The sequence below is a fragment of the Pseudomonas sp. GD03903 genome (assembly GCF_029840045.1).
Lineage (GTDB): Bacteria > Pseudomonadota > Gammaproteobacteria > Pseudomonadales > Pseudomonadaceae > Pseudomonas > Pseudomonas pseudonitroreducens.
In genome coordinates, this window is sequence record NZ_JAOCBT010000032.1 from 1 (window position 1) to 17906 (window position 17906).

Annotated in this window: 18 protein-coding genes; 4 read left to right on the top strand and 14 right to left on the bottom strand. The window is 66.2% G+C overall.

Annotated elements, in window-relative coordinates; genetic code table 11:
- Positions 1-586 precede the first annotated feature (586 nt).
- The 8 genes from N5C91_RS29795 to ppc all read right to left on the bottom strand — a co-directional run bounded on the left by N5C91_RS29795 (position 587) and on the right by ppc (position 8629).
- Positions 587-1369 carry a class I SAM-dependent methyltransferase gene (locus N5C91_RS29795; protein WP_236173143.1) on the bottom strand — a complete coding sequence of 261 codons (783 nt, stop codon included), beginning with the start codon at positions 1367-1369 and terminating at the stop codon, positions 587-589.
- A gap of 55 nt (positions 1370-1424) precedes the next feature.
- The gene (locus tag N5C91_RS29800) at positions 1425-2117 is read right to left on the bottom strand and encodes an extensin family protein (protein ID WP_236173144.1); all 693 of its coding nucleotides are present in this window, start codon (positions 2115-2117) and stop codon (positions 1425-1427) included.
- Positions 2118-2120: 3 nt separating this feature from the next.
- Entirely contained in the window at positions 2121-2948 is an 828-nt protein-coding gene (locus N5C91_RS29805) for an isocitrate lyase/phosphoenolpyruvate mutase family protein (RefSeq protein WP_279833993.1), read from the bottom strand.
- 74 nt (positions 2949-3022) lie between these two features.
- Positions 3023-3880, bottom strand: coding sequence for a DUF72 domain-containing protein (locus N5C91_RS29810; protein WP_279833995.1), 858 nt, complete (start codon positions 3878-3880; stop codon positions 3023-3025).
- A gap of 23 nt (positions 3881-3903) precedes the next feature.
- Entirely contained in the window at positions 3904-4251 is a 348-nt protein-coding gene (locus N5C91_RS29815; protein ID WP_236173147.1) for a hypothetical protein, read from the bottom strand.
- Positions 4252-4317: 66 nt separating this feature from the next.
- Positions 4318-4992 (bottom strand): tRNA (adenosine(37)-N6)-threonylcarbamoyltransferase complex dimerization subunit type 1 TsaB, encoded by a 675-nt coding sequence (tsaB, locus tag N5C91_RS29820; RefSeq protein WP_236198413.1) that lies wholly within the window; start codon positions 4990-4992, stop codon positions 4318-4320.
- 104 nt (positions 4993-5096) lie between these two features.
- On the bottom strand, positions 5097-5744 hold the full coding sequence (adk, locus tag N5C91_RS29825; RefSeq protein WP_236173149.1) for an adenylate kinase: 648 nt from the start codon (positions 5742-5744) through the stop codon (positions 5097-5099).
- Positions 5745-5992: 248 nt separating this feature from the next.
- Positions 5993-8629 carry a phosphoenolpyruvate carboxylase gene (gene ppc, locus N5C91_RS29830; protein ID WP_279833999.1) on the bottom strand — a complete coding sequence of 879 codons (2637 nt, stop codon included), beginning with the start codon at positions 8627-8629 and terminating at the stop codon, positions 5993-5995.
- A gap of 218 nt (positions 8630-8847) precedes the next feature.
- Between ppc and N5C91_RS29835 the strand changes: the two genes are divergently transcribed.
- Positions 8848-9183, top strand: a complete 336-nt coding sequence (locus N5C91_RS29835) for a pilin assembly protein (protein WP_279834001.1) — start codon at positions 8848-8850, stop codon at positions 9181-9183.
- A 230-nt stretch (positions 9184-9413) separates the two neighbouring features.
- On the opposite strand, the gene cadR is transcribed toward N5C91_RS29835, so the two are convergent.
- On the bottom strand, positions 9414-9881 hold the full coding sequence (gene cadR / locus N5C91_RS29840; RefSeq protein ID WP_279834003.1) for a Cd(II)/Pb(II)-responsive transcriptional regulator: 468 nt from the start codon (positions 9879-9881) through the stop codon (positions 9414-9416).
- A 381-nt stretch (positions 9882-10262) separates the two neighbouring features.
- Between cadR and N5C91_RS29845 the strand changes: the two genes are divergently transcribed.
- The 3 genes from N5C91_RS29845 to N5C91_RS29855 all read left to right on the top strand — a co-directional run bounded on the left by N5C91_RS29845 (position 10263) and on the right by N5C91_RS29855 (position 13748).
- Positions 10263-12332 (top strand): heavy metal translocating P-type ATPase, encoded by a 2070-nt coding sequence (locus tag N5C91_RS29845; protein WP_279834041.1) that lies wholly within the window; start codon positions 10263-10265, stop codon positions 12330-12332.
- A gap of 176 nt (positions 12333-12508) precedes the next feature.
- Positions 12509-12919: a DUF4398 domain-containing protein gene (locus N5C91_RS29850; RefSeq protein WP_279834006.1), complete on the top strand. Its 411-nt coding sequence runs from the start codon at positions 12509-12511 to the stop codon at positions 12917-12919.
- Positions 12920-12956: 37 nt separating this feature from the next.
- Positions 12957-13748, top strand: a complete 792-nt coding sequence (locus N5C91_RS29855; RefSeq protein ID WP_236173155.1) for an OmpA family protein — start codon at positions 12957-12959, stop codon at positions 13746-13748.
- Between the two features lie 269 nt (positions 13749-14017).
- Here N5C91_RS29855 and N5C91_RS29860 read toward each other — a convergent pair whose 3' ends face one another.
- From N5C91_RS29860 to N5C91_RS29880, 5 genes are all read right to left on the bottom strand, one after another.
- Positions 14018-14548, bottom strand: a complete 531-nt coding sequence (locus N5C91_RS29860; RefSeq protein WP_279834007.1) for an O-acetyl-ADP-ribose deacetylase — start codon at positions 14546-14548, stop codon at positions 14018-14020.
- 37 nt (positions 14549-14585) lie between these two features.
- Entirely contained in the window at positions 14586-14909 is a 324-nt protein-coding gene (locus N5C91_RS29865) for a hypothetical protein (protein ID WP_045209962.1), read from the bottom strand.
- Positions 14906-15844: an alpha/beta hydrolase gene (locus N5C91_RS29870; RefSeq protein ID WP_236198409.1), complete on the bottom strand. Its 939-nt coding sequence runs from the start codon at positions 15842-15844 to the stop codon at positions 14906-14908. The genes N5C91_RS29865 and N5C91_RS29870 overlap by 4 nt, the downstream gene beginning before the upstream one ends.
- A gap of 159 nt (positions 15845-16003) precedes the next feature.
- The gene (locus N5C91_RS29875) at positions 16004-17308 is read right to left on the bottom strand and encodes a flavohemoglobin expression-modulating QEGLA motif protein (protein WP_236198408.1); all 1305 of its coding nucleotides are present in this window, start codon (positions 17306-17308) and stop codon (positions 16004-16006) included.
- Positions 17305-17868 (bottom strand): hypothetical protein, encoded by a 564-nt coding sequence (locus N5C91_RS29880; protein WP_236198407.1) that lies wholly within the window; start codon positions 17866-17868, stop codon positions 17305-17307. The genes N5C91_RS29875 and N5C91_RS29880 overlap by 4 nt, the downstream gene beginning before the upstream one ends.
- Between the last annotated feature and the right edge of the window lie 38 nt (positions 17869-17906).

Sequence of the window (17906 nt, forward strand, 5' to 3'; positions counted from 1 at the left end):
CTGCAAGAGCAAAGCTGCGGCAACATGATTTGTAGGAGCGGACTCCGTCCGCGATAGGTGCGAATCGCGCCGAAAGTCATCGCGGACAAAGTCCGCTCCTACGTGAAAGTTCTGCGCTCAGGTCGGCCCCACCCTAACCCTCTCCCGGAGGGAGAGGGGACCGTCCTGAGCGCCCTGATCGCGCCGCGCTATCCGGCTGGCTCCGGAATCGATCCGGTGCGAACAGGATTTCCCGGCGATTTCGGCGTTGGGCCGGTTCGCGAGCAAGCTCGCTTCTGCAAGAGCAAAGCTGCGGCAACAAGATTTGTAGGAGCGGACTCCGTCCGCGATAGGTTCGAATCGCGCCGAAAGTCATCGCGGACAAAGTCCGCTCCTACGTGAAAGCTCTGCGCTCAGGTCGGCCCTCTCCCGGGGAGAGGGAACCGTTAGGTGCAGGATGAAACCTCAGTGTCAGCCGGCTCGGGCTGCCCCCTCTCCCTGAGGAGCGGGGCGCGCAGCCAGGGCTGGGGTGAGGGGGATGTATTGGTACGGCCCCGAGGAAAAAACAGTTGCTCCTACGTAAATCCTCGGGCCCTCGAGTTGGCCGTCAGCCCTTCAGGCTCTTCAGCGGATAGATGTCATACCGGCTGGACTTGCCTTCCAGGCTGTAGCTGGGCTTCTGCCCCTCGATGATCGGCGCCTTGCGCGGGCGCTTCACCACCACTCGGTGGCTGGCCAGCTTCAGCGCCGCTTCCAGCAGCGCCGGTGCATCCAGGTCGTCGCCGACCAGCGGGCGGAACAGGCGCATTTCCTTCTTCACCAGCGCGCTCTTGTCGCGGTGGGGGAACATCGGGTCGAGATAGATCACCTGTGGCGCCTCCCCCTCCCACGCGGCCATGCGCTCGATGGCGTTGCCCCGCAGCAGGCGCATGCGCGCGACGATGGCGCCCACCTCGAAATCCCCCGCCGCGCGAGCCAGGCCGTCTTCCAGCAACGCGGCAATGATCGGCTGACGTTCGCTCAGGTGCATCTCGCAACCCAGGGTCGCCAGCACGAAGGCGTCCTTGCCCAGGCCGGCGGTGGCGTCCAGCACATGCGGGCGCACGCCCTGCTGGATACCCACGGCCTTGGCGATCATCTGCCCGGCGCCGCCGCCGAACTGCCGGCGGTGCGCCGTGGCTCCCTCGAGGAAGTCCACCCGCACCGGGCCAGGCGAATCCGGCCCCAGTTGCAGCAGTTGCAGGCCGTCATCCCCCAGTTGCACGGCGAAGTCCGCATCACCCTCGCCCATCGGCAGCCCGAGCCGCTGCGCCCACTGCTCGGCGGCAGCCTGCCAGGCAGGCGCCAGCGCCTGGACGACGATGCGCGGCGGGGTGAGTACTTCGGTCATGACGGGGCGATCCTGGGAAAAACCGCAATTCTATCGCAGCGCGCGACCCGCTGGCTCAACGGCAGATCTGCCAGCCGCCCAGGTCGAGATGGAAATGATCATGGTGGGCGCGGTTGTAATCCGGGCCGAGCACACCGTCGAAATTGCCACACGCGCCATCGCGCACGGCACGCAGGAAGCGCGCGGCATCGCCGTGTCCGTTCCAGTCCTCGGCCACCACGATGCGTCGGCCATCGGCGAGGCGGAAGGCGGCGATGTCCAGCGCATTGGCGCTGGCATGCTGGCTGCGCCGGGCATCGGCGCGGCCGTAGATGTTGCGGCAGGCAAAGCTGCCCAGGTGCTCGACTCCAGCCACCGGCTGGCCATAGATCTCCCGCGCGACCGGCTGCAGCGAGTGGCGCTCGAACAGTGCGAAGCTCACCGCCAGCGGGCAACTGGCGAGAAAGCTGCTGCTCAACTTCACCTGCGCGCCCTGCACCCGCCAGACGTTGTGCAACGGGCAGCCGGCGACCGGCTCACTGTCGGCCATCGGCTGCGCCTTGAGATCGGAACTCTGCAATGCCAGGCGGCATAGGTCGACGTCGTCACGCAGGCGCCAGAGCTTGTAGCGGGTCAGCAGGTTGGGCTCATCGCGCACATCCAGCGGTGCCCAGGGATTCCAGCGAGCTGGCAGGCTCAACCACTGTTGCTGCACCGACAACGCAAACCCCGCGCAGGCGAGGACGAAAGCGAGCAGCCACCAGCGCAAGCCTCAGCCCCGGAACAGGCCGTTGATGCGGTCGAAGGGCATGGCGCCGTGCATGGGCTGCAGGTCGCCTTTCGCCAACGCTTCGGAAGCACCGAAGAAGGCGCCATAGGCCGCTCGCGCCAGGGTCGAACCGACGCTGACACGCTTCACGCCCAGCTCGGCCAACTCCTCCAGCCCCAGTTGCAGGGCCGGCGAGCCCACCAGCACGTTGACCGGGCGCGGCGCCACGGCGCTGACCACGGCGGCGATTTCCTCGCGGGTCTTCAGGCCCGGGGCATAGAGCACGTCGGCGCCCGCTTCGGCGAAGGCCACCAGGCGGCGGATGGTGTCGTCCAGGTCGACTCGGCCGTGCAGGAAGTTTTCCGCCCGCGCCGCCAGGGTGAAGGTAAAGGGCAAGTCACGGGCGGCTTGCACGGCAGCGGTGACGCGCTCCACGGCCAGTTCCAGCGGGTAGATCGGCGCATCGGCCCGGCCGGTGGCGTCTTCGATGGAGCCGCCGACCAGCCCGCAGGCGGCGGCAAGACGGATCGTTTCCGCACAGTGCTCCGGGGTATCGCCGTAACCGTTCTCCAGGTCGGCAGCGACCGGCAGCGGCGTCGCTTCGACTATCTCGCGCGCATTGGCCAACGCCTCGTCACGACTCACCGCGCCTTCGGCGTCACGCCGACCGAGGGCGAAGGCCAGCCCCGCACTGGTGGTGGCCAGGGCTTCGAAACCCAGGTGGGCGAGCATTTTTGCCGAGCCGGCATCCCAGGGGTTGGGCAGGACGAACAGGCCATCGCGCTGGTGTAGCGCGCGGAAGGCTTCGCCGCGTTGCTGTTGTGGGGTCATGGCCATCTCCTTGCCGAACGGGGAAGCAGCAGGTTAGCCCCCTCGCTCGCCCCACGCCACGCACAATTGCCCGCTCAGAGCAGCCCGAGCTGTTCCACTTCCGGTTTGTGCTCGAACAACGGCGGCAGTCCCGGCAGGCGCTCGCGCAGCAAGGCGTGGAAGCGCTGTGCCTGCTCGGCGGCGCAGTGGTTGTCCGGCGTGTGGAGGAACACGTAGGGCGTCAGGCCCTGCTCGATCCACTCGGCCACCTTGCCGATCCAGGGCGCGAGATGGGCGAGATTGGCGTCCAGGTCCGGCCCTCCGATGAAGCGCACTTGCGGGCTGTCGCTGAAGGCCGCCGGACGCACCGGCACCTTGGGTTTCTTCGACTGGGCATGGAGCACGGCAGGATCGTCGGACTGCACGGCGAACAGCGCCCGCGAGTCCAGGCAGATGCGCTCGACGCCACGGTCCAGCAACAGGCGGTTGAGCGCCCGTTCTTCGTCGCCCTTGGCGAAGAAGGCCGGATGCCGGACCTCCACCGCGATGCGCCGCGTGGAGAAAGCGTCCAGCCAGGCGGCCAGCTCGGCGAGGCGGTCCGGGCCGAAGCCGGCGGAAACCTGCAACCACAGCGGCGCGACGCGCTGGCCCAGCGGCGCCAGCAGGTCGAGGAAGTCCTGGGTGTTCTCCAACTGGCCGCGCAGATCGCCTTCATGACTGATGTCGCGCGGCAGCTTGGCGCAGAAGCGGAACGTCTCCGGCATGGTCTGCGCCCAGCGCACGAGGGTGTCGGCGCTGGGTCGGGCATAGAAGGTGGTGTTGCCTTCCACCGCGTTGAATACCTGGGAGTAGAAGCCCAGGGTGTCGCCGGCGCGCAGCTCGGGCGGGTAGAAAGTGCCGCGCCAGGCGGACTCGTTCCAGGAGGGGCAACCGAGGTAGTACGGCAGGCTCATGAAAAGTACGGCAGGGTCATGAATCAGGCGTAGAGGTCGAGACCGACGACTTCCTGGCCTTCGTACTGGCCCACCATGCTGGCGGTGCTGGTGTAGCTGGCGAGCGCCTGGGCCGCGCGGGAACTCAGCGGGCGCTGGTACTCGAGATTGTCGCGCAGGGTCGCCGGCACACCGTAGCTGCTGGCGCTGGAGGATTCCACGCGGCGGGTCTGGGCCTGCGATTCCAGGCCCTGGCTGGCCGAGGTCGACGCGGGCTGTTCGCGGCGGGTTTCGACGTCACGTTGCACTTCCCGATACGGAGTGACCGCAGTGCCCGTACGGGACCCGCGCTCCGGTGTCTGGGATAGGGAAGTGAAGCCGTCGATACGCATGGGAGAAACTCGGTGGGAATAAGCTCACTCTAGCGAGCGGGCGCGACTGCGGTCAATTGGCACAGGTCAGGCTTTCTTGGGTGTTGCCACGTTGTCGCGCAGGTACACCGGCTGGGCCTGCTCTGCGTCAACGGCATCGCCACGGGCCCAGGCGAATTCGGCCAGGGTCAGCAGGTCTTCGGCGTGTGGCAGCAGGCTCGCGTCACGGGCAGCAACCTTCACCGCCAGGCGCTCCTCGAAGCCCCAGCCGGTGCCGGAGCCGAACCACTCGCCCTGGGCGTCGCGCGGCAGCTCTACACGCTCGGGCGGCAACACCGCCTCGGCGCCGGCCAGGCGCATCTCGCCCTGCTCCACGCGGTAGCACCCCCAGTACACCTCGTCCATGCGCGCATCGATGGCCGCCGCTACCTGGCTGGCGCCATGCTCGCGGTAGGCACGCTGGGCCAGCACGGCCAGGTCGGAGATCGGCAGCACCGGCTTCTGCAGGGCGAACGCCAGGCCCTGGACGACGCCGATGGCGATGCGCACCCCGGTGAAGGCGCCGGGGCCGCGGCCGAAAGCGATGGCGTCGACGGCGGACAGCGCGATGCCGGCCTCGCCGAGGAGGTCCTGCACCATGGGCAGCAGGCGCTGGGCGTGCAGGCGCGGGATCACCTCATGGCGCACGAACCGGCGGCCGTCATGCAGCAGGGCGACGGAACAGGCTTCGGTCGAGGTATCCAGGGCCAACAGCGTGGGCATGGTGCTTTCCTTCAATGGCAAACAGCAGAAGCGATAAAAAACGGGCCGGCATTATAAACGCCAAAGGCCCGCGTGTGCGGGCCTTTGGCTGATACGGCGATGGATCAGTTCAGAGCGCCGAGCACCTTGGCGGTGATCTGCTCGACCGAACCGACACCCTCGACGCGGGTGTACTTCGGCGTGCCATCGGCAGCGGCGAGCTTCTGGTAGAAGTCGACCAGCGGCTTGGTCTGCGAGTGGTAGACCGACAGGCGGTGACGCACGGTGGCTTCCTTGTCGTCTTCGCGCTGGATCAGCTCTTCGCCGGTCTCGTCGTCCTTGCCTTCCACCTTCGGCGGATTGTGCTCGACGTGGTAGACGCGGCCCGAGGCCGGGTGAACGCGACGACCGGCGATGCGACCGACGATTTCCTCGTCGTCCACGGCGATCTCGACCACGTGGTCGATGGAAACGCCCGCTTCCTTCATGGCCTCGGCCTGGGGAATGGTGCGCGGGAAGCCGTCGAACAGGAAGCCCTTGGCGCAGTCCGGCTGCGCGATACGTTCCTTGACCAGGTTGATGATCAGGTCATCGGATACCAGGCCGCCGGCGTCCATCACGCTCTTGGCCTGCAGGCCGAGCTCGGTGCCAGCCTTGACCGCTGCACGCAGCATGTCGCCGGTGGAAATCTGCGGAATGCCGAACTTCTCAGTGATGAAGCGAGCCTGGGTACCTTTGCCGGCACCGGGCGCCCCGAGCAGAATCACACGCATCGATATGCTCCTTAATACTTGTTAAGCGAAATCACGGATCCGCCTCGTGGGGCCAATCTCATCATGCTTGGAATGGCGCAGAGGTGCGCCGAAAGGTTGCTCACGATACACAGCGGTCCCACACCACACAAGCCGGCCATGGGGACTGCGCACGCTGATCCCGGGCCATTTCCGCGCCCGGGATCAGCCATCAAATTAATCTCAATTGACGGCTCGGCAATTCACCTTTGGTGGGGGGTGAGCGAGCCTCAGCCGGTATTTCGCAGCCCTGCCGCAATACCGGCCACCGTCACCAGCATGGCTTGCTCCAGACCGCCGCAGGCATCGCCGGTACAGCGTCGCGAGCGTGCCAGCAGCTCGGCCTGGAGCAGGTGCAGCGGGTCCAGGTAGGTGTTGCGCACACCAATGGATTCGCGCGTCTCGGCGGCGTGGGCAAGCAGTTGCGATTGCCCGGTCAGGCCCAGCACCACGCGCACCGACTGCGACAATAGGTCGCGTAAATGCGCACCTAATGGTCGCAGTTCCGATTGCACCAGGCGCTCATCGTAGAGTTGGGCGATTTCCCGGTCGGCCTTGGCCAGAACCATCTCCAGCATGTCGATGCGCGTGGTGAAGAATGGCCACTCCTTGCGCATCCGCCCCAGCAGCGCCCCTTCGCCACGCTCGATGGCCTTGAACAGCGCATCCTCCCAGCCCAGCCAGGCCGGCAGCATCAGGCGCGTCTGGGTCCAGGCGAAGATCCAGGGGATCGCCCGCAGGCTTTCCACCCCGCCCTCGCGGCGCTTGGCCGGCCGACTGCCCAGCGGCAGGCGGCCCAGCTCCTGCTCCGGCGTGGCTTCGCGGAAGTATTCGACGAACTGCGGGTTCTCCCGCACCACTGCGCGGTAGGCGAGCACGCCATCGGCGGCGAGGCGGTCCATTTCCTCGCGCCAGGCGGACTCGGGAACCGGCGGCGGCTGCAGGGTGGCCTCCAGTACGGCGGCGAGGTAGAGGTTGAGGTTCTGTTCGGCGATGTCCGGCAGGCCGAACTTGAAGCGGATCATCTCGCCCTGTTCGGTGGTGCGGAAGCGCCCGGCCACCGAGCCCGGCGGCTGCGAGAGGATCGCCGCGTGAGCCGGGCCGCCGCCACGGCCGACGGTGCCACCGCGGCCATGGAACAGCAGCAGCTCGACGCCATGGTTGCGGCAGATGTCCACCAGCGTCTCCTGCGCGCGGTATTGCGCCCAGGCGGCCGCCAGGGTTCCGGCGTCCTTGGCCGAGTCGGAGTAGCCGATCATCACTTCCTGCGGCCCGGCCAGTTGGGTGCGGTAGCTGTCCAGGCTGAGCAGGCGGTCGACGCAGGGGCCGGCGTTGTCCAGGTCATCCAGCGTCTCGAACAGCGGCACGACGCGCATCGGCCGCTCCAGGCCGCACTCCTTGAGCAGCAGTTGTACGGCCAGCACGTCGGACGGCTGCCCGGCCATGGAGATGACGTAGGAGCCCAGCGCAGCGGCCGGCGCCTGGGCTACTACGCGGCAAGTGGCGAGGACCTCGGCGGTTTCCGGCGTCGGAGCGTAGTTTGCCGGCAGCAGTGGGCGGCGGCTGGCGAGCTCTTCGAGGAGGAATTCCTGGCGCACGCTTTCGTCCCACTCGGCATAGTCGCCCAGGCCCAGGTACTCGGTGATTTCGCTCATCGCCCTGGCGTGCCGCGTGGAGTCCTGGCGCACGTCCAGCCGCGCCAGGAACAGCCCGAATGTGGCGGCGCGGCGCAACGTATCGAGCAACGCGCCATCGGCGATCACGCCCATGCCGCATGCCTGCAGCGAGCGATAGCAGAGGTTCAGCGGCTCCAGCAGTTCGCGGTTGTCCTGCAATACCTCGGCGCCGGGCTCCTCGCCGGTACGAATCGCGCGTTCTGCCCAGGCGCGGGTCGCGCGCAGGCGCTCGCGCAGTTGCTTGAGCAACGCGCGATAGGGTTCGGCGAGGTCGCCCACTGCTGCGCGCAATTCGTCGCTGGCCTGCTGCATGGACAGGTCGGACGCCAGGCTGTCCACATCGCGCAGGTAAAGGTCGGCGGCCATCCAGCGCGCCAGCAGCAGGACTTCGCGAGTGATGGCGGCAGTGACATTGGGGTTGCCGTCGCGGTCACCGCCCATCCAGGAGGCGAAGCGGATCGGCGCGGCGGTGAGCGGCAGGCGCTCGCCAAGGGTGTCCTGGAGGGTGCGGTCGACGTGACGGAGGAAGTCCGGCAACGCGTGCCAGAGTGAATGTTCGATCACCGCGAAGCCCCATTTCGCCTCGTCCACCGGGGTCGGCCGGGTGCGGCGGATTTCGTCGGTGTGCCAGGCCTCGGCAATCAGCCGCTGGAGTTTTTCCTGCACCGCCTGGCGCTCTTCGGGCAGCAGGTCGGCGTGGTCGCCGGCGGCCAGTTGCGCGGCGATGGCGTCGTACTTCTGGATCAGCGTGCGGCGCGCCACTTCGGTGGGATGCGCGGTGAGCACCAGTTCGATTTCCAGCTCCGCCACTTGCCGCGCCAGGCCCTCGGCGCCCAGGCCGGACTTGCGCAGGCGGCCCAGCAGTTCGGCGAGCACGCGGTTCTCGAAAGGCTCCGGCTCCTTCGCCGTGCGCCGACGGATGCGGTGGTACTGCTCGGCGATGTTGGCCAGGTTGAGGAACTGGTTGAAGGCCCGCGCCACCGGCAGCAGTTCATCTTCGCCCAGGCCATCAAGTGTCGCGGTGAGCTGTTTGGCGCCTTCGGCAGAACCGCGTCGGGCGGCCTTGGCGCCGGTGCGGATCAGCTCGATCTTGTCGAGGAAGCCCTGCCCGTACTGGGCGCGGATGGTCTGCCCGAGCAGTTCGCCGAGCAGGTGAACGTCCTCGCGCAGGCGCGCATCGATATCCGGCATCGCAATCTCCTGGATAAAGGGCCCTTGTCCGAGAGCCCTTGATTGAAGGGGCGTCGCTTGGTTGCACAGTGCCGCCGGCGGGGCCGGCAGGCAAGCGCTCGACGAACGCCTGCAGTCCTGCTCGGACAACGTCTAGGCTGAAAGTTATCCCCATCGTCGGGAAAACCTGCGGCGGCCTCACGAGGGCCGACCGCCACGTATCGACCCTAGAGGTGAACATGAAAATCCGCGAGCTGGTACGCCATTGGGAAAAGAACGCCAGGGGGCGCATGACCAACCACCAATACAGCATTCCGCTGGACGTCGAGACGGCCGCGCGTCTGGCCGCGCTGCACGACATGTACCCCAAGCGCAGCGTCGAGGAGCTGCTGGGGGAACTGGTCAACGCGGCGCTGGAAGAGCTGGAGGCGAGCTTCCCCTATGTGCAGGGGAACAAGGTGGTGGCACAGGACGAACACGGCGACCCGATCTACGAGGACATCGGCCCGACGCCGCGCTTCCTGGCACTGTCGCGCAAGTACCTGCATGAGCTGACGGAGGCGGAGCACTCCTGAAACCCAGCGCCCTGGAGTTTTCCGGGGTGCTGGATTCTATTTGTAGGAGCGAGCAAGCTCGCTCCTACATAAAAGCGGTGCCAACTGTCCGTTCCTACGCATGGCCTCGGATCAACAAATTGGCCCAGTAGGGCGCATGCCCTGGGACAGGTTATGCGCCAGCCGGCGCTCAATGGCGGATAACGCTGACGCGTTATGCGCCCTACGAATTCTCGAGCCCGACAATACGATCAATGCCGCCCATGAACGCCCGGGACGTGCAAATGCCCTGCCGCGGCGCACGTATCGGGAATCACCGAAGGCTCCGCCGGCTGCTCCAGCTCGCGGAGGATGCCGCAATCCTCGCTGCTACCCTCGCCCTGGCATTGCGCGCGCAGGTCGCGCAATTGCTGGCTGAGTGAATGCAGTTCGGCGATGCGTACCTCGACGTGGTGCAAATGCTCGTCGATCAGCCGGTTGGCGGTGCCGCAGTCGGATTCGGGGCGGTCGCGCAGGCCGAGGAGGATGCGGATTTCCTCCTGGGTCATGTCCAGCGAACGGCAATGGCGGATAAACGACAGCCGCTCGACGTGGCTGGCGTCGTACTGGCGGTAGTTGCCTTCGCTGCGCGACGGCGCGGGCAGCAGGCCTTCGCGCTCGTAGTAGCGGATGGTTTCCACCGGGCAGCCGGTCAGTTTCGCCAGTTCACCGATCTTCATTTTCGACTCCTCGCCAGCAGGTGCTTGACTCTGTAGTTGCTACAGGGTGTGCAATCAGCAGCAACTCGTCAAACAGGAACGGACGACATGACTGCCAATCGCCAGGGGCCGACCATCCAGGGCCCTGTCCAAGACCGCGAACATGACGCCTCCGGCTGCTGTGGCTGCGACAAAGGCGCGCTGCTGCGTGCCCCGGCGGCCGAACCTGCACCGCACAGACATGACCATGACCATGACCACGATCACGATCACGATCACGATCACGATCACGATCACGATCACGATCATCAGCATGAACGCATCGACCTCGCGCAAGCGGCAAGCGCCGTGGCAGGCGCTGCGGCCGGCGAGCTGCGCTGGACCAGCCTGCGTATCGAAGCCATGGATTGCCCCACCGAAGAGCGCCTGCTGCGCGATGCGCTGGGCCGCGTGTCGGCGGTGGAAGACCTCGACTTCAACCTGATGCAGCGCCTGCTGCGCGTGCAGCACCGCTTCGACAGCATCGAGCCGTTGCAGAAGCTGGTGGCCTCCCTCGGCATGCAGGCCGAGCCGGTGGACGAAAACGCTCCTGCGTCCGCACCACCCGCCCAGCAGAAACCCTGGTGGCCGCTGGCGCTGGCCGGTGTTGCGGCGGCGGGCGCGGAATTCTTCGAATGGTTCGCCATCGGCCCGCACTGGCTGGTGGCGGCGCTGGCCATTGCCGCCATCCTCGGCGCTGGCCTGCCGACCTATCGCAAGGGCTGGATCGCGCTGAAAAACCGCAACCTCAACATCAATGCCCTGATGAGCATCGCCGTGACCGGTGCCATGCTGATCGGCCAGTGGCCGGAAGCAGCCATGGTCGCCGTGCTGTTCGCCATCGCCGAACTGATCGAGGCGAAGTCGCTGGACCGCGCGCGCAACGCCATTCGCGGCCTGCTGCAACTGGCGCCGGAACAGGCCACGGTGCAACTGGACGGGCAATGGCAGGAGGTTTCCGCCAAGTCCGTCGCCCTCGGTGCGCGGGTGCGGGTGCGCCCCGGCGAGCGCATTGCGCTGGACGGCGAGGTGCTCGACGGCCGCTCCAGCGTCAACCAGGCGCCGATCACGGGTGAAAGCCTGCCCGTGGAGAAACAGGCCGGCGATCCACTGTTCGCCGGCACCATCAACGGCGAAAGCGCCCTGGAATACCGCGTCACCCGCGTGGCCGACGACAGTACCCTGGTGCGCATCATCCATGCCGTGGAGGAGGCCCAGGGCTCGCGCGCACCGACCCAGCGCTTCGTCGACCAGTTCTCGCGCATCTACACCCCGGCGGTGTTCCTCATCGCCATCGCCACCGCGCTGCTGCCACCGCTGTTGTTCGGCGGCGCCTGGCTGGACTGGGTCTACCGTGCGCTGGTACTGCTGGTGATCGCCTGCCCCTGCGCCCTGGTGATCTCCACCCCGGTGACCATCGTCAGCGGCCTGTCGGCGGCGGCGCGCCTGGGCATCCTGATCAAGGGCGGGGTGTTCCTGGAAATGGGCCGCTCGCTGAGCTGGATCGCTCTCGACAAGACCGGCACTCTCACCGAAGGTCGCCCGCGCCAGACCGACTTCACCGCCCTGCGGGAAACCGCCGCTGGCGATGTGCGCACCCTGGCTGCCAGCCTCGCCGCGCGCTCGGATCACCCGGTATCGCACGCCGTGGCCCAGGCTGCCGAGGCTGACAACATCGCGTTGTACAGTGTTGGCGAGCTGACTGCCCTGCCCGGCCGTGGGGTGAAAGGCGAGATCGACGGCCGCACCTACCACCTGGGCAACCATCGCCTGGTAGAGGAGCTGGAACTCTGCTCGAAGGAGCTGGAAGCCCGCCTCGACGCCCTCGAGCAACAAGGCAAGACGGTCATCGTGCTGCTCGACAGCGAGGGCCCGCTGGCGCTGTTCGCCGTGGCCGACGGGGTCAAGCAGACCAGCCGCGAAGCCATCGCGCAGTTGCACGAGCTGGGCGTGAAGACCCTGATGCTCACCGGCGACAACCCCCACACCGCCAACGCCATCGGCGCCCAGGTAGGCATCGACGAGGCGCTGGGCAACCTGCTGCCGGAGGACAAGCTGCGCGAGGTGAAGCAACGCCAGGAAGGCGGCAGGCGCGTCGGCATGGTCGGCGACGGCATCAACGACGCCCCGGCCCTGGCCCGCGCCGACATCGGCTTTGCCATGGGCGCGGCCGGCACCGACACGGCCATTGAAACCGCCGGCGTGGCGCTGATGGATGATGACCTGCGCAAGCTGCCGTCCTTCATTCGCCTGTCGCGCCAGACTCATCGCGTGCTGATCCAGAACATCACCCTGGCGCTGGGCATCAAGGCGGTGTTCCTTGCCCTCACCCTGGCCGGTGAAGGCACCCTGTGGATGGCGGTTTTCGCGGACATGGGCGCCAGCCTGCTGGTGGTGTTCAACGGCCTGCGATTGCTGCGTCATCGCGGCTGATCCCGGTTGATCGTCACCAATGCCCGCCAATACGGCGGGCATTTTTTTTGAACCCCCTGACAAAACCCTTAGTCCCCTAATCAGATGCCCCCGAAGCCGCAGACCCGCGCGGCAGGCATCCACCGGCACTCGAATCGCCGAGGGAACCCCTTACCAAACGTCAGAGGATTCACCCAATGGAACTGAAATCTCAGAGCGCTCGAACCGTCCCGACCGCCTCCACCCGCGCCTCCCTGCGCCTCAGCCTGCTTGCCCTTGGCAGCGCCGTGCTGCTGGCCGGCTGCGCTGGCAACCCGCCGAGTGAGCAGATGGCCGTCACCGAGTCGGCAGTGAACGCCGCCGTCAGCTCCGGTGGACCGGAATTCGCCCCGGTCGAAACCAAGAACGCCCAGGACAAGCTGGCCCAGGCGCGTATCGCCCTGAACGACAAGGAATACGACCAGGCCAAGCGCCTGGCGCAGCAGGCCGAATGGGACGCCCGCGTGGCCGAACGCAAGTCGCAGGCCGTGAAGGCCCAGAACAACGTCAAGGACGCCCAGCAGGGCGTGATGGAGTTGCGTCAGGAAGGCCTGCAGCAGGCCCAGTGATCCTGCCCCTACGTCCGGTCATATAAGGAATTTCGACATGAACAAGCTCATCGTACTGCCCACCATCTCGACCCTCGCCCTGGCCCTGGCCGCGTGCTCGACACCGCCCAACGCCAACCTGGAGAAAGCCCGCAACGACTTCCAGGCGCTGCAGGCAGAACCCCAGGCCACCCAGCAGGCCGCGCTGGAAACCAAGGACGCCGGTGATTGGCTGGCCAAGACCGACAAGGCCTATCGCGACGGCGCCGACCAGAAGGACGTCGACCAGATGGCCTACCTGACCCAACAACGCATCGAGCTGGCCAACCAGACGGTGGCGCTGCGCAACGCCGAGGACCAGATGAAGAACACCTCGGCCCAGCGCGCCCAGGCTCGCCTGGATGCCCGTACCGCACAGCTGAACAAGCTCAAGGGCGAGCTGAACGCCAAGCAGACCTCGCGCGGGACCATGGTCTCCTTCGGCGACGTGCTGTTCGATCTCGACCGCGCCGAGCTCAAGCCCGGCGCCATGAGCAATGTGCAGAACCTCGCCGGCTACCTGCAGCAAAACCCGGAACGCAAGGTCATCGTCGAGGGCTACACCGACAGCAGCGGCTCGTCCTCCTACAACCAGGGGCTGTCCGAGCGCCGCGCCGACGCCATTCGCCTGGCCCTGCTGAGCCAGGGTGTCACCTCCGATCGCGTCGTTTCTCGCGGTTACGGCAAGGAGTATCCGGTATCGAGCAACGCCACCCCGGCCGGTCGCGCCATGAACCGTCGCGTCGAGGTGACCATTTCCAATGACGCCAATCCGGTACAGCCGCGCTCGGCAGTAAGCAGCACTTACTGATCCTTCGGGATACAGCGCTCTTGCAGGATGGCGTGGAGCGCAGAGATACCCATCGATCCCTGCACCTGCAGCATGGGTATCGCTGCGCTCCACCCATCCTACGGTCCGGATCCGGCGACACAATCGGCTCTTGCGCTCTTCGTAGGAGCGAGCCTGCTCGCGAACAGATTCACGCACCGAGCCCCTCACCCTGCCTCAAAACGAGAGGGCTGCGGCGAGGGCATGACAATGACGCGGGGGCGAACCTGGGTTCGCGAGCAAGCTCGCTCCTACAAGGAGCAATGGAGCCGCGTAGCCAGCAGGCGCCGATAGAGCTCCGCCATCTCTGCCGAAAATGGCACCAGCACTAATTCCTTCAACGAACTTCCTTCTGCGCGCGGGCGACGCAGCTCGTCCACGGCGACCTGTGCTGCGGCCTCGGCGGGATAACCGTAGATGCCGGTACTGATGGCGGGAAAGGCAATGCTGGCGAGGCCGTTGTCTTCGGCCAGTTGCAAGCTGTTGCGGTAGCACTGGGCGAGGAGTTCCGGCTCGCCGTGCTCACCGCCGCGCCAGACCGGCCCGACAGTATGGATGACGAAGCGCGCCGGCAGGCGGAAGCCGGGAGTGATCTTTGCCTGGCCGGTCTTGCAGCCACCCAGCGGGCGGCAGGCGTGGACCAGGTCCGGGCCGGCGGCGCGGTGGATGGCGCCGTCGACGCCACCGCCGCCCAGCAGCGAGCTGTTGGCGGCGTTGACGATGGCATCGACGTCGAGGCGGGTGATATCGCCCTGCCAGACGCGGATTTCGGGATGGCACATGAGGCTTGCTCCCTTGGCCCGCACGGCGGGCCCGCCGTCACTTGACCTCTTGCGGGGTCTGCTCGCCCATGCAGCGCACGGCGCGCTTGCGACCGTCGACCAGCACACCGGTCAGGCCCTTCTGGGTCATGTCGAACATCACCAGCACGCCGTCGATGCACTGCGCCTGCTGGTCGGCCGGGTCCAGGGAGAGCTTGGTGTCCTGGCCGGGGATGCTTTTCAGCATGGTGAACTGGGTCAGCTCCAAGGCGTCCTCGGGTTTGGCGAAGTGCAGGTAGCCGTAGTACCAGAGCGTGCCGACCGAGACGAAGATGGTGGCGATGACAGTGAGGATGTAGGAGATCGGATTGCGCTCGTTCATGGATTGCCTTGTTGTTTCGGGTCCGCCTGCGATTCCTGTGGCGTCGCCGGAGAGGGAGAGTTCGGGACTTCGGCCAGCCGGCGCAGACCGGTGAAATGCTGCGGATCATCGAGGAACCGCAGCATCACTTCGCGCCACACGGGTTCGCCGAAGGTTTCCACATGGTTGCCGCGCGTCAGCTGGAAGACCTTGGGCGGCGGCGCGGCCTTGTACAGGCTCAGGCCGTTGGCCAGGGGCACAATGGTATCGTCGATGCTGTGGAAGAACAGCACGGGTGCGCCAGAAAGTCGCGGCATGGAACGGATCGCGCTGTCGCCATCAGGCACCAGCCAGGACAGCGGCACCTGCAGCGGCCAGGTCAGCCAACTGGTGGAAAGGGTGTATTGCGCCACGTCGCGGTAGCTCGCCGGCACGCCGTCGAGCACCACCGCATGCAATTGCTTCTGCCGCTCCGGGTGCAGGCCCAGGTAGTGCACCGATAGCGCGCCACCGAGGCTCTGGCCGAGCAGGATCACCGGCTTGCCCTGTACTTCCGGCGCCTTGTCCAGCCAGGCGAAGGCGGCATCGATATCCTGGTAGATCGCTGGCAGGCTCGGTTCGCCGCCGGAATGGCCGTAGCCGCGGTAATCCAGCATCAGCACCTGGTAGCCCTGTTCCGGCAACCAGTAGGCGCCGCCCAGGTGCCAGGCCATGTTGCCGCCATTGCCGTGCAGGTGCAGCACGGTGCCCTTGACCGGCACCCCCGCTTTCGCCGGCAGCCACCAGCCGGCGAGCTTCACGCCATCGGCAGTCGTGAGCGTGACCTCTCTGAACTCCAGTTTGGCCCGCGCGGGCGTGATGGCGACGTCGTCGCTGGGGTAGAACAGCAGGGAGCTGCAGCCGCTTAGGGCGAACAGCAGCGAGACGGCAACAGCGCGGAAACAGCGGTTCAGCATGAGTTCATCCTTGGCATACATCGCACCCTGACTGCCGGGAAGCGCCTTGCGTAGGATGGGTGGAGCTTGCGATACCCATCACCCTGCAGCGCCGGAATATCGATGGGTATCGCTTCGCTCCACACCATCCTACGACCGAGGTCCAATCCGAGTCCGCAGTCAGAGGATATTGGCGTAATCCGCCTCGATGCGGTCGAGGCTCAGGTGATTGAGGAAGTTCGAGAAGCACATCCACGCCGACAGTGCATTGAGATCACGGAACTGCGGCGGCAGGTACTTGGGCGGCACCACCAGGCCCTCGTCCACTAACTGGCGCAAGGTGCGCATGTCTTCCAGGGTGGCCTTGCCGCAGAACAGCAGCGGGATCTGCTCCAGCTTGCCCTTGCGTACGGCGAGCTGGATGTAGTTGTAGATCAGGATGAAACCCTTGAGGTACGACAGGTCCTTGGTGAACGGCAGCCCCGAAGGCGTCGAACCGCGGAACACCCGGCTGGCGTTCTGGTAGCTGCTTTCCGCGCTGTAGTTCTGCTCGCGGTAGAAGTTGAACACTTCGAGGAAGTCCGCGCCCTCCTCCGCCATGTGGATGGCACGAGTGCGGTTGGTGAGCTTGCGCAGGCGCGTCGGGTAGGAGGCAAAGGCGATCACTTCCATCAGGATCGCCAGGCCTTCCTGGGTCACGGTGGACGACGGCGGGCCCTTGGCGAGGAAGGTGCAGATCGGCTGGTTGAGGCCGTTGAGCGTGGTGCCGACGTGCACCAGGCCTTCGTGGACTTCCAGCGCGCGGACGTCGCGCTCGTTGAACATCGCGTCCGCGCGCACCTTGATGTAATCGGCGCCGGCGGCGGCGTCGGCAACGATGCCGTCGGACTCGAAGACGCGGATGGTGTCTTCCTTGCCGTCGAACACCTTGTTAAGGCGCTCCTGCAGCATCCTCACCGCGTCGCTGGCGGTGAGGGTCTTGGGTTCGTCCTTGAGGTCGCCACGGTCGGCGATGTTGTTCAGGTAGTCCGAGAGCATCAGGCCGAGGTCCGCCAGGGTCGGGTCGCCGGCATGGAAGGCATCCGAGGCCGAGCCGTAGAGCTCCTGGGAGATCAGGCCGAAGTCCTGGGTACCGCGCGCCTCGAGCATGCGGATGACCATGCGGTATTCCTTGCACATGCGCCGCATGATCTGCCCGACCGGATTGAACTGCCCCAGGTGGCGGGTGATATCGCGCTCGATGTTCTGGAATTCCTGCTTCTTCGCGCTGCTGTCGAAGGACAGCGGTCGGCCATCGTAGTAGGCGCGGTCGACCTTGGGCGCATGCTTGCCGCGCCCCTTGAGGAAGTCGTCACGGATGCTGTCGTCCCATTTGATGGCGTCGAGCACACGGATCGGTGTCTGTGCCTCGACGATGCGGTCGGACAGGCCGCGGATGATCTGCTGGTACTCGTTGGGCGTGGACTTCTTGCGCCGTGGGGTCATTGCTGTTCTCCCGGGGTAACGCGCGAGAAGCGCAGCGCTTCGACGAACACGTCGGAGTTGGCCGGATCGTTCAGGTAGGCGATGACATCGGCCAGCGGGCTGCTCACCAGGGCGCCGGCACCCTGCTCGGTGTCGACCTTCTCACCCTTGAGCGCGCCTTCCTTCATGTCCTGCAGAATGTGCTCGACATCCAGGTTATAGATCACCAGTTCGTCCTTGTCGGTGATCTCGAATCCGGCCAGGGCGAAGTTGCCGCCCATGCTCTTCGGCAGCCCGGCCGACAGATACCAGCGCTTGCCGTGGTGGGCGACGGTGAAGCCGAAGTCTTCGACGCTGTCGGTGTTGTCCTTGCTGTCGACGTAGCTGAGCGCACGGTAGAGGTTGGAGCCGGAACGGGTCACCTCGAGGAACTGTTCCTCGCCGTACTCGTCCACACGCGACCACTGGCCCAGCAGGTGAGCCGGCGCGGGCTCGTTGGCCGGAATCGGGTCCTTGAACGTCACCAGACAGCCACTGAGCAGGCCGATGCTCAACAGCAGCAGTGCACGCCAGACTTTCATCACGCCCTCCTTAGGTCCGGATGCCTTGGCATGCGATG

What these genes read in the sequence shown, in the direction of transcription:
- N5C91_RS29875 (WP_236198408.1), bottom strand. Translation starts at nt 17,308, where the DNA reads ATGACCCCACGGCGCAAGAAGTCCACGCCCAACGAGTACCAGCAGATC.
- N5C91_RS29815 (WP_236173147.1), bottom strand. Translation starts at nt 4,251, where the DNA reads ATGCGTATCGACGGCTTCACTTCCCTATCCCAGACACCGGAGCGCGGG.
- N5C91_RS29880 (WP_236198407.1), bottom strand. Translation starts at nt 17,868, where the DNA reads ATGAAAGTCTGGCGTGCACTGCTGCTGTTGAGCATCGGCCTGCTCAGT.
- cadR (WP_279834003.1), bottom strand. Translation starts at nt 9,881, where the DNA reads ATGAAGATCGGTGAACTGGCGAAACTGACCGGCTGCCCGGTGGAAACC.
- N5C91_RS29860 (WP_279834007.1), bottom strand. Translation starts at nt 14,548, where the DNA reads ATGTGCCATCCCGAAATCCGCGTCTGGCAGGGCGATATCACCCGCCTC.
- N5C91_RS29865 (WP_045209962.1), bottom strand. Translation starts at nt 14,909, where the DNA reads ATGAACGAGCGCAATCCGATCTCCTACATCCTCACTGTCATCGCCACC.
- adk (WP_236173149.1), bottom strand. Translation starts at nt 5,744, where the DNA reads ATGCGTGTGATTCTGCTCGGGGCGCCCGGTGCCGGCAAAGGTACCCAG.
- N5C91_RS29855 (WP_236173155.1), top strand. Translation starts at nt 12,957, where the DNA reads ATGAACAAGCTCATCGTACTGCCCACCATCTCGACCCTCGCCCTGGCC.
- ppc (WP_279833999.1), bottom strand. Translation starts at nt 8,629, where the DNA reads ATGCCGGATATCGATGCGCGCCTGCGCGAGGACGTTCACCTGCTCGGC.
- N5C91_RS29870 (WP_236198409.1), bottom strand. Translation starts at nt 15,844, where the DNA reads ATGCTGAACCGCTGTTTCCGCGCTGTTGCCGTCTCGCTGCTGTTCGCC.
- N5C91_RS29850 (WP_279834006.1), top strand. Translation starts at nt 12,509, where the DNA reads ATGGAACTGAAATCTCAGAGCGCTCGAACCGTCCCGACCGCCTCCACC.
- N5C91_RS29845 (WP_279834041.1), top strand. Translation starts at nt 10,263, where the DNA reads ATGGATTGCCCCACCGAAGAGCGCCTGCTGCGCGATGCGCTGGGCCGC.
- N5C91_RS29810 (WP_279833995.1), bottom strand. Translation starts at nt 3,880, where the DNA reads ATGAGCCTGCCGTACTACCTCGGTTGCCCCTCCTGGAACGAGTCCGCC.
- N5C91_RS29835 (WP_279834001.1), top strand. Translation starts at nt 8,848, where the DNA reads ATGAAAATCCGCGAGCTGGTACGCCATTGGGAAAAGAACGCCAGGGGG.
- N5C91_RS29795 (WP_236173143.1), bottom strand. Translation starts at nt 1,369, where the DNA reads ATGACCGAAGTACTCACCCCGCCGCGCATCGTCGTCCAGGCGCTGGCG.
- N5C91_RS29805 (WP_279833993.1), bottom strand. Translation starts at nt 2,948, where the DNA reads ATGACCCCACAACAGCAACGCGGCGAAGCCTTCCGCGCGCTACACCAG.
- tsaB (WP_236198413.1), bottom strand. Translation starts at nt 4,992, where the DNA reads ATGCCCACGCTGTTGGCCCTGGATACCTCGACCGAAGCCTGTTCCGTC.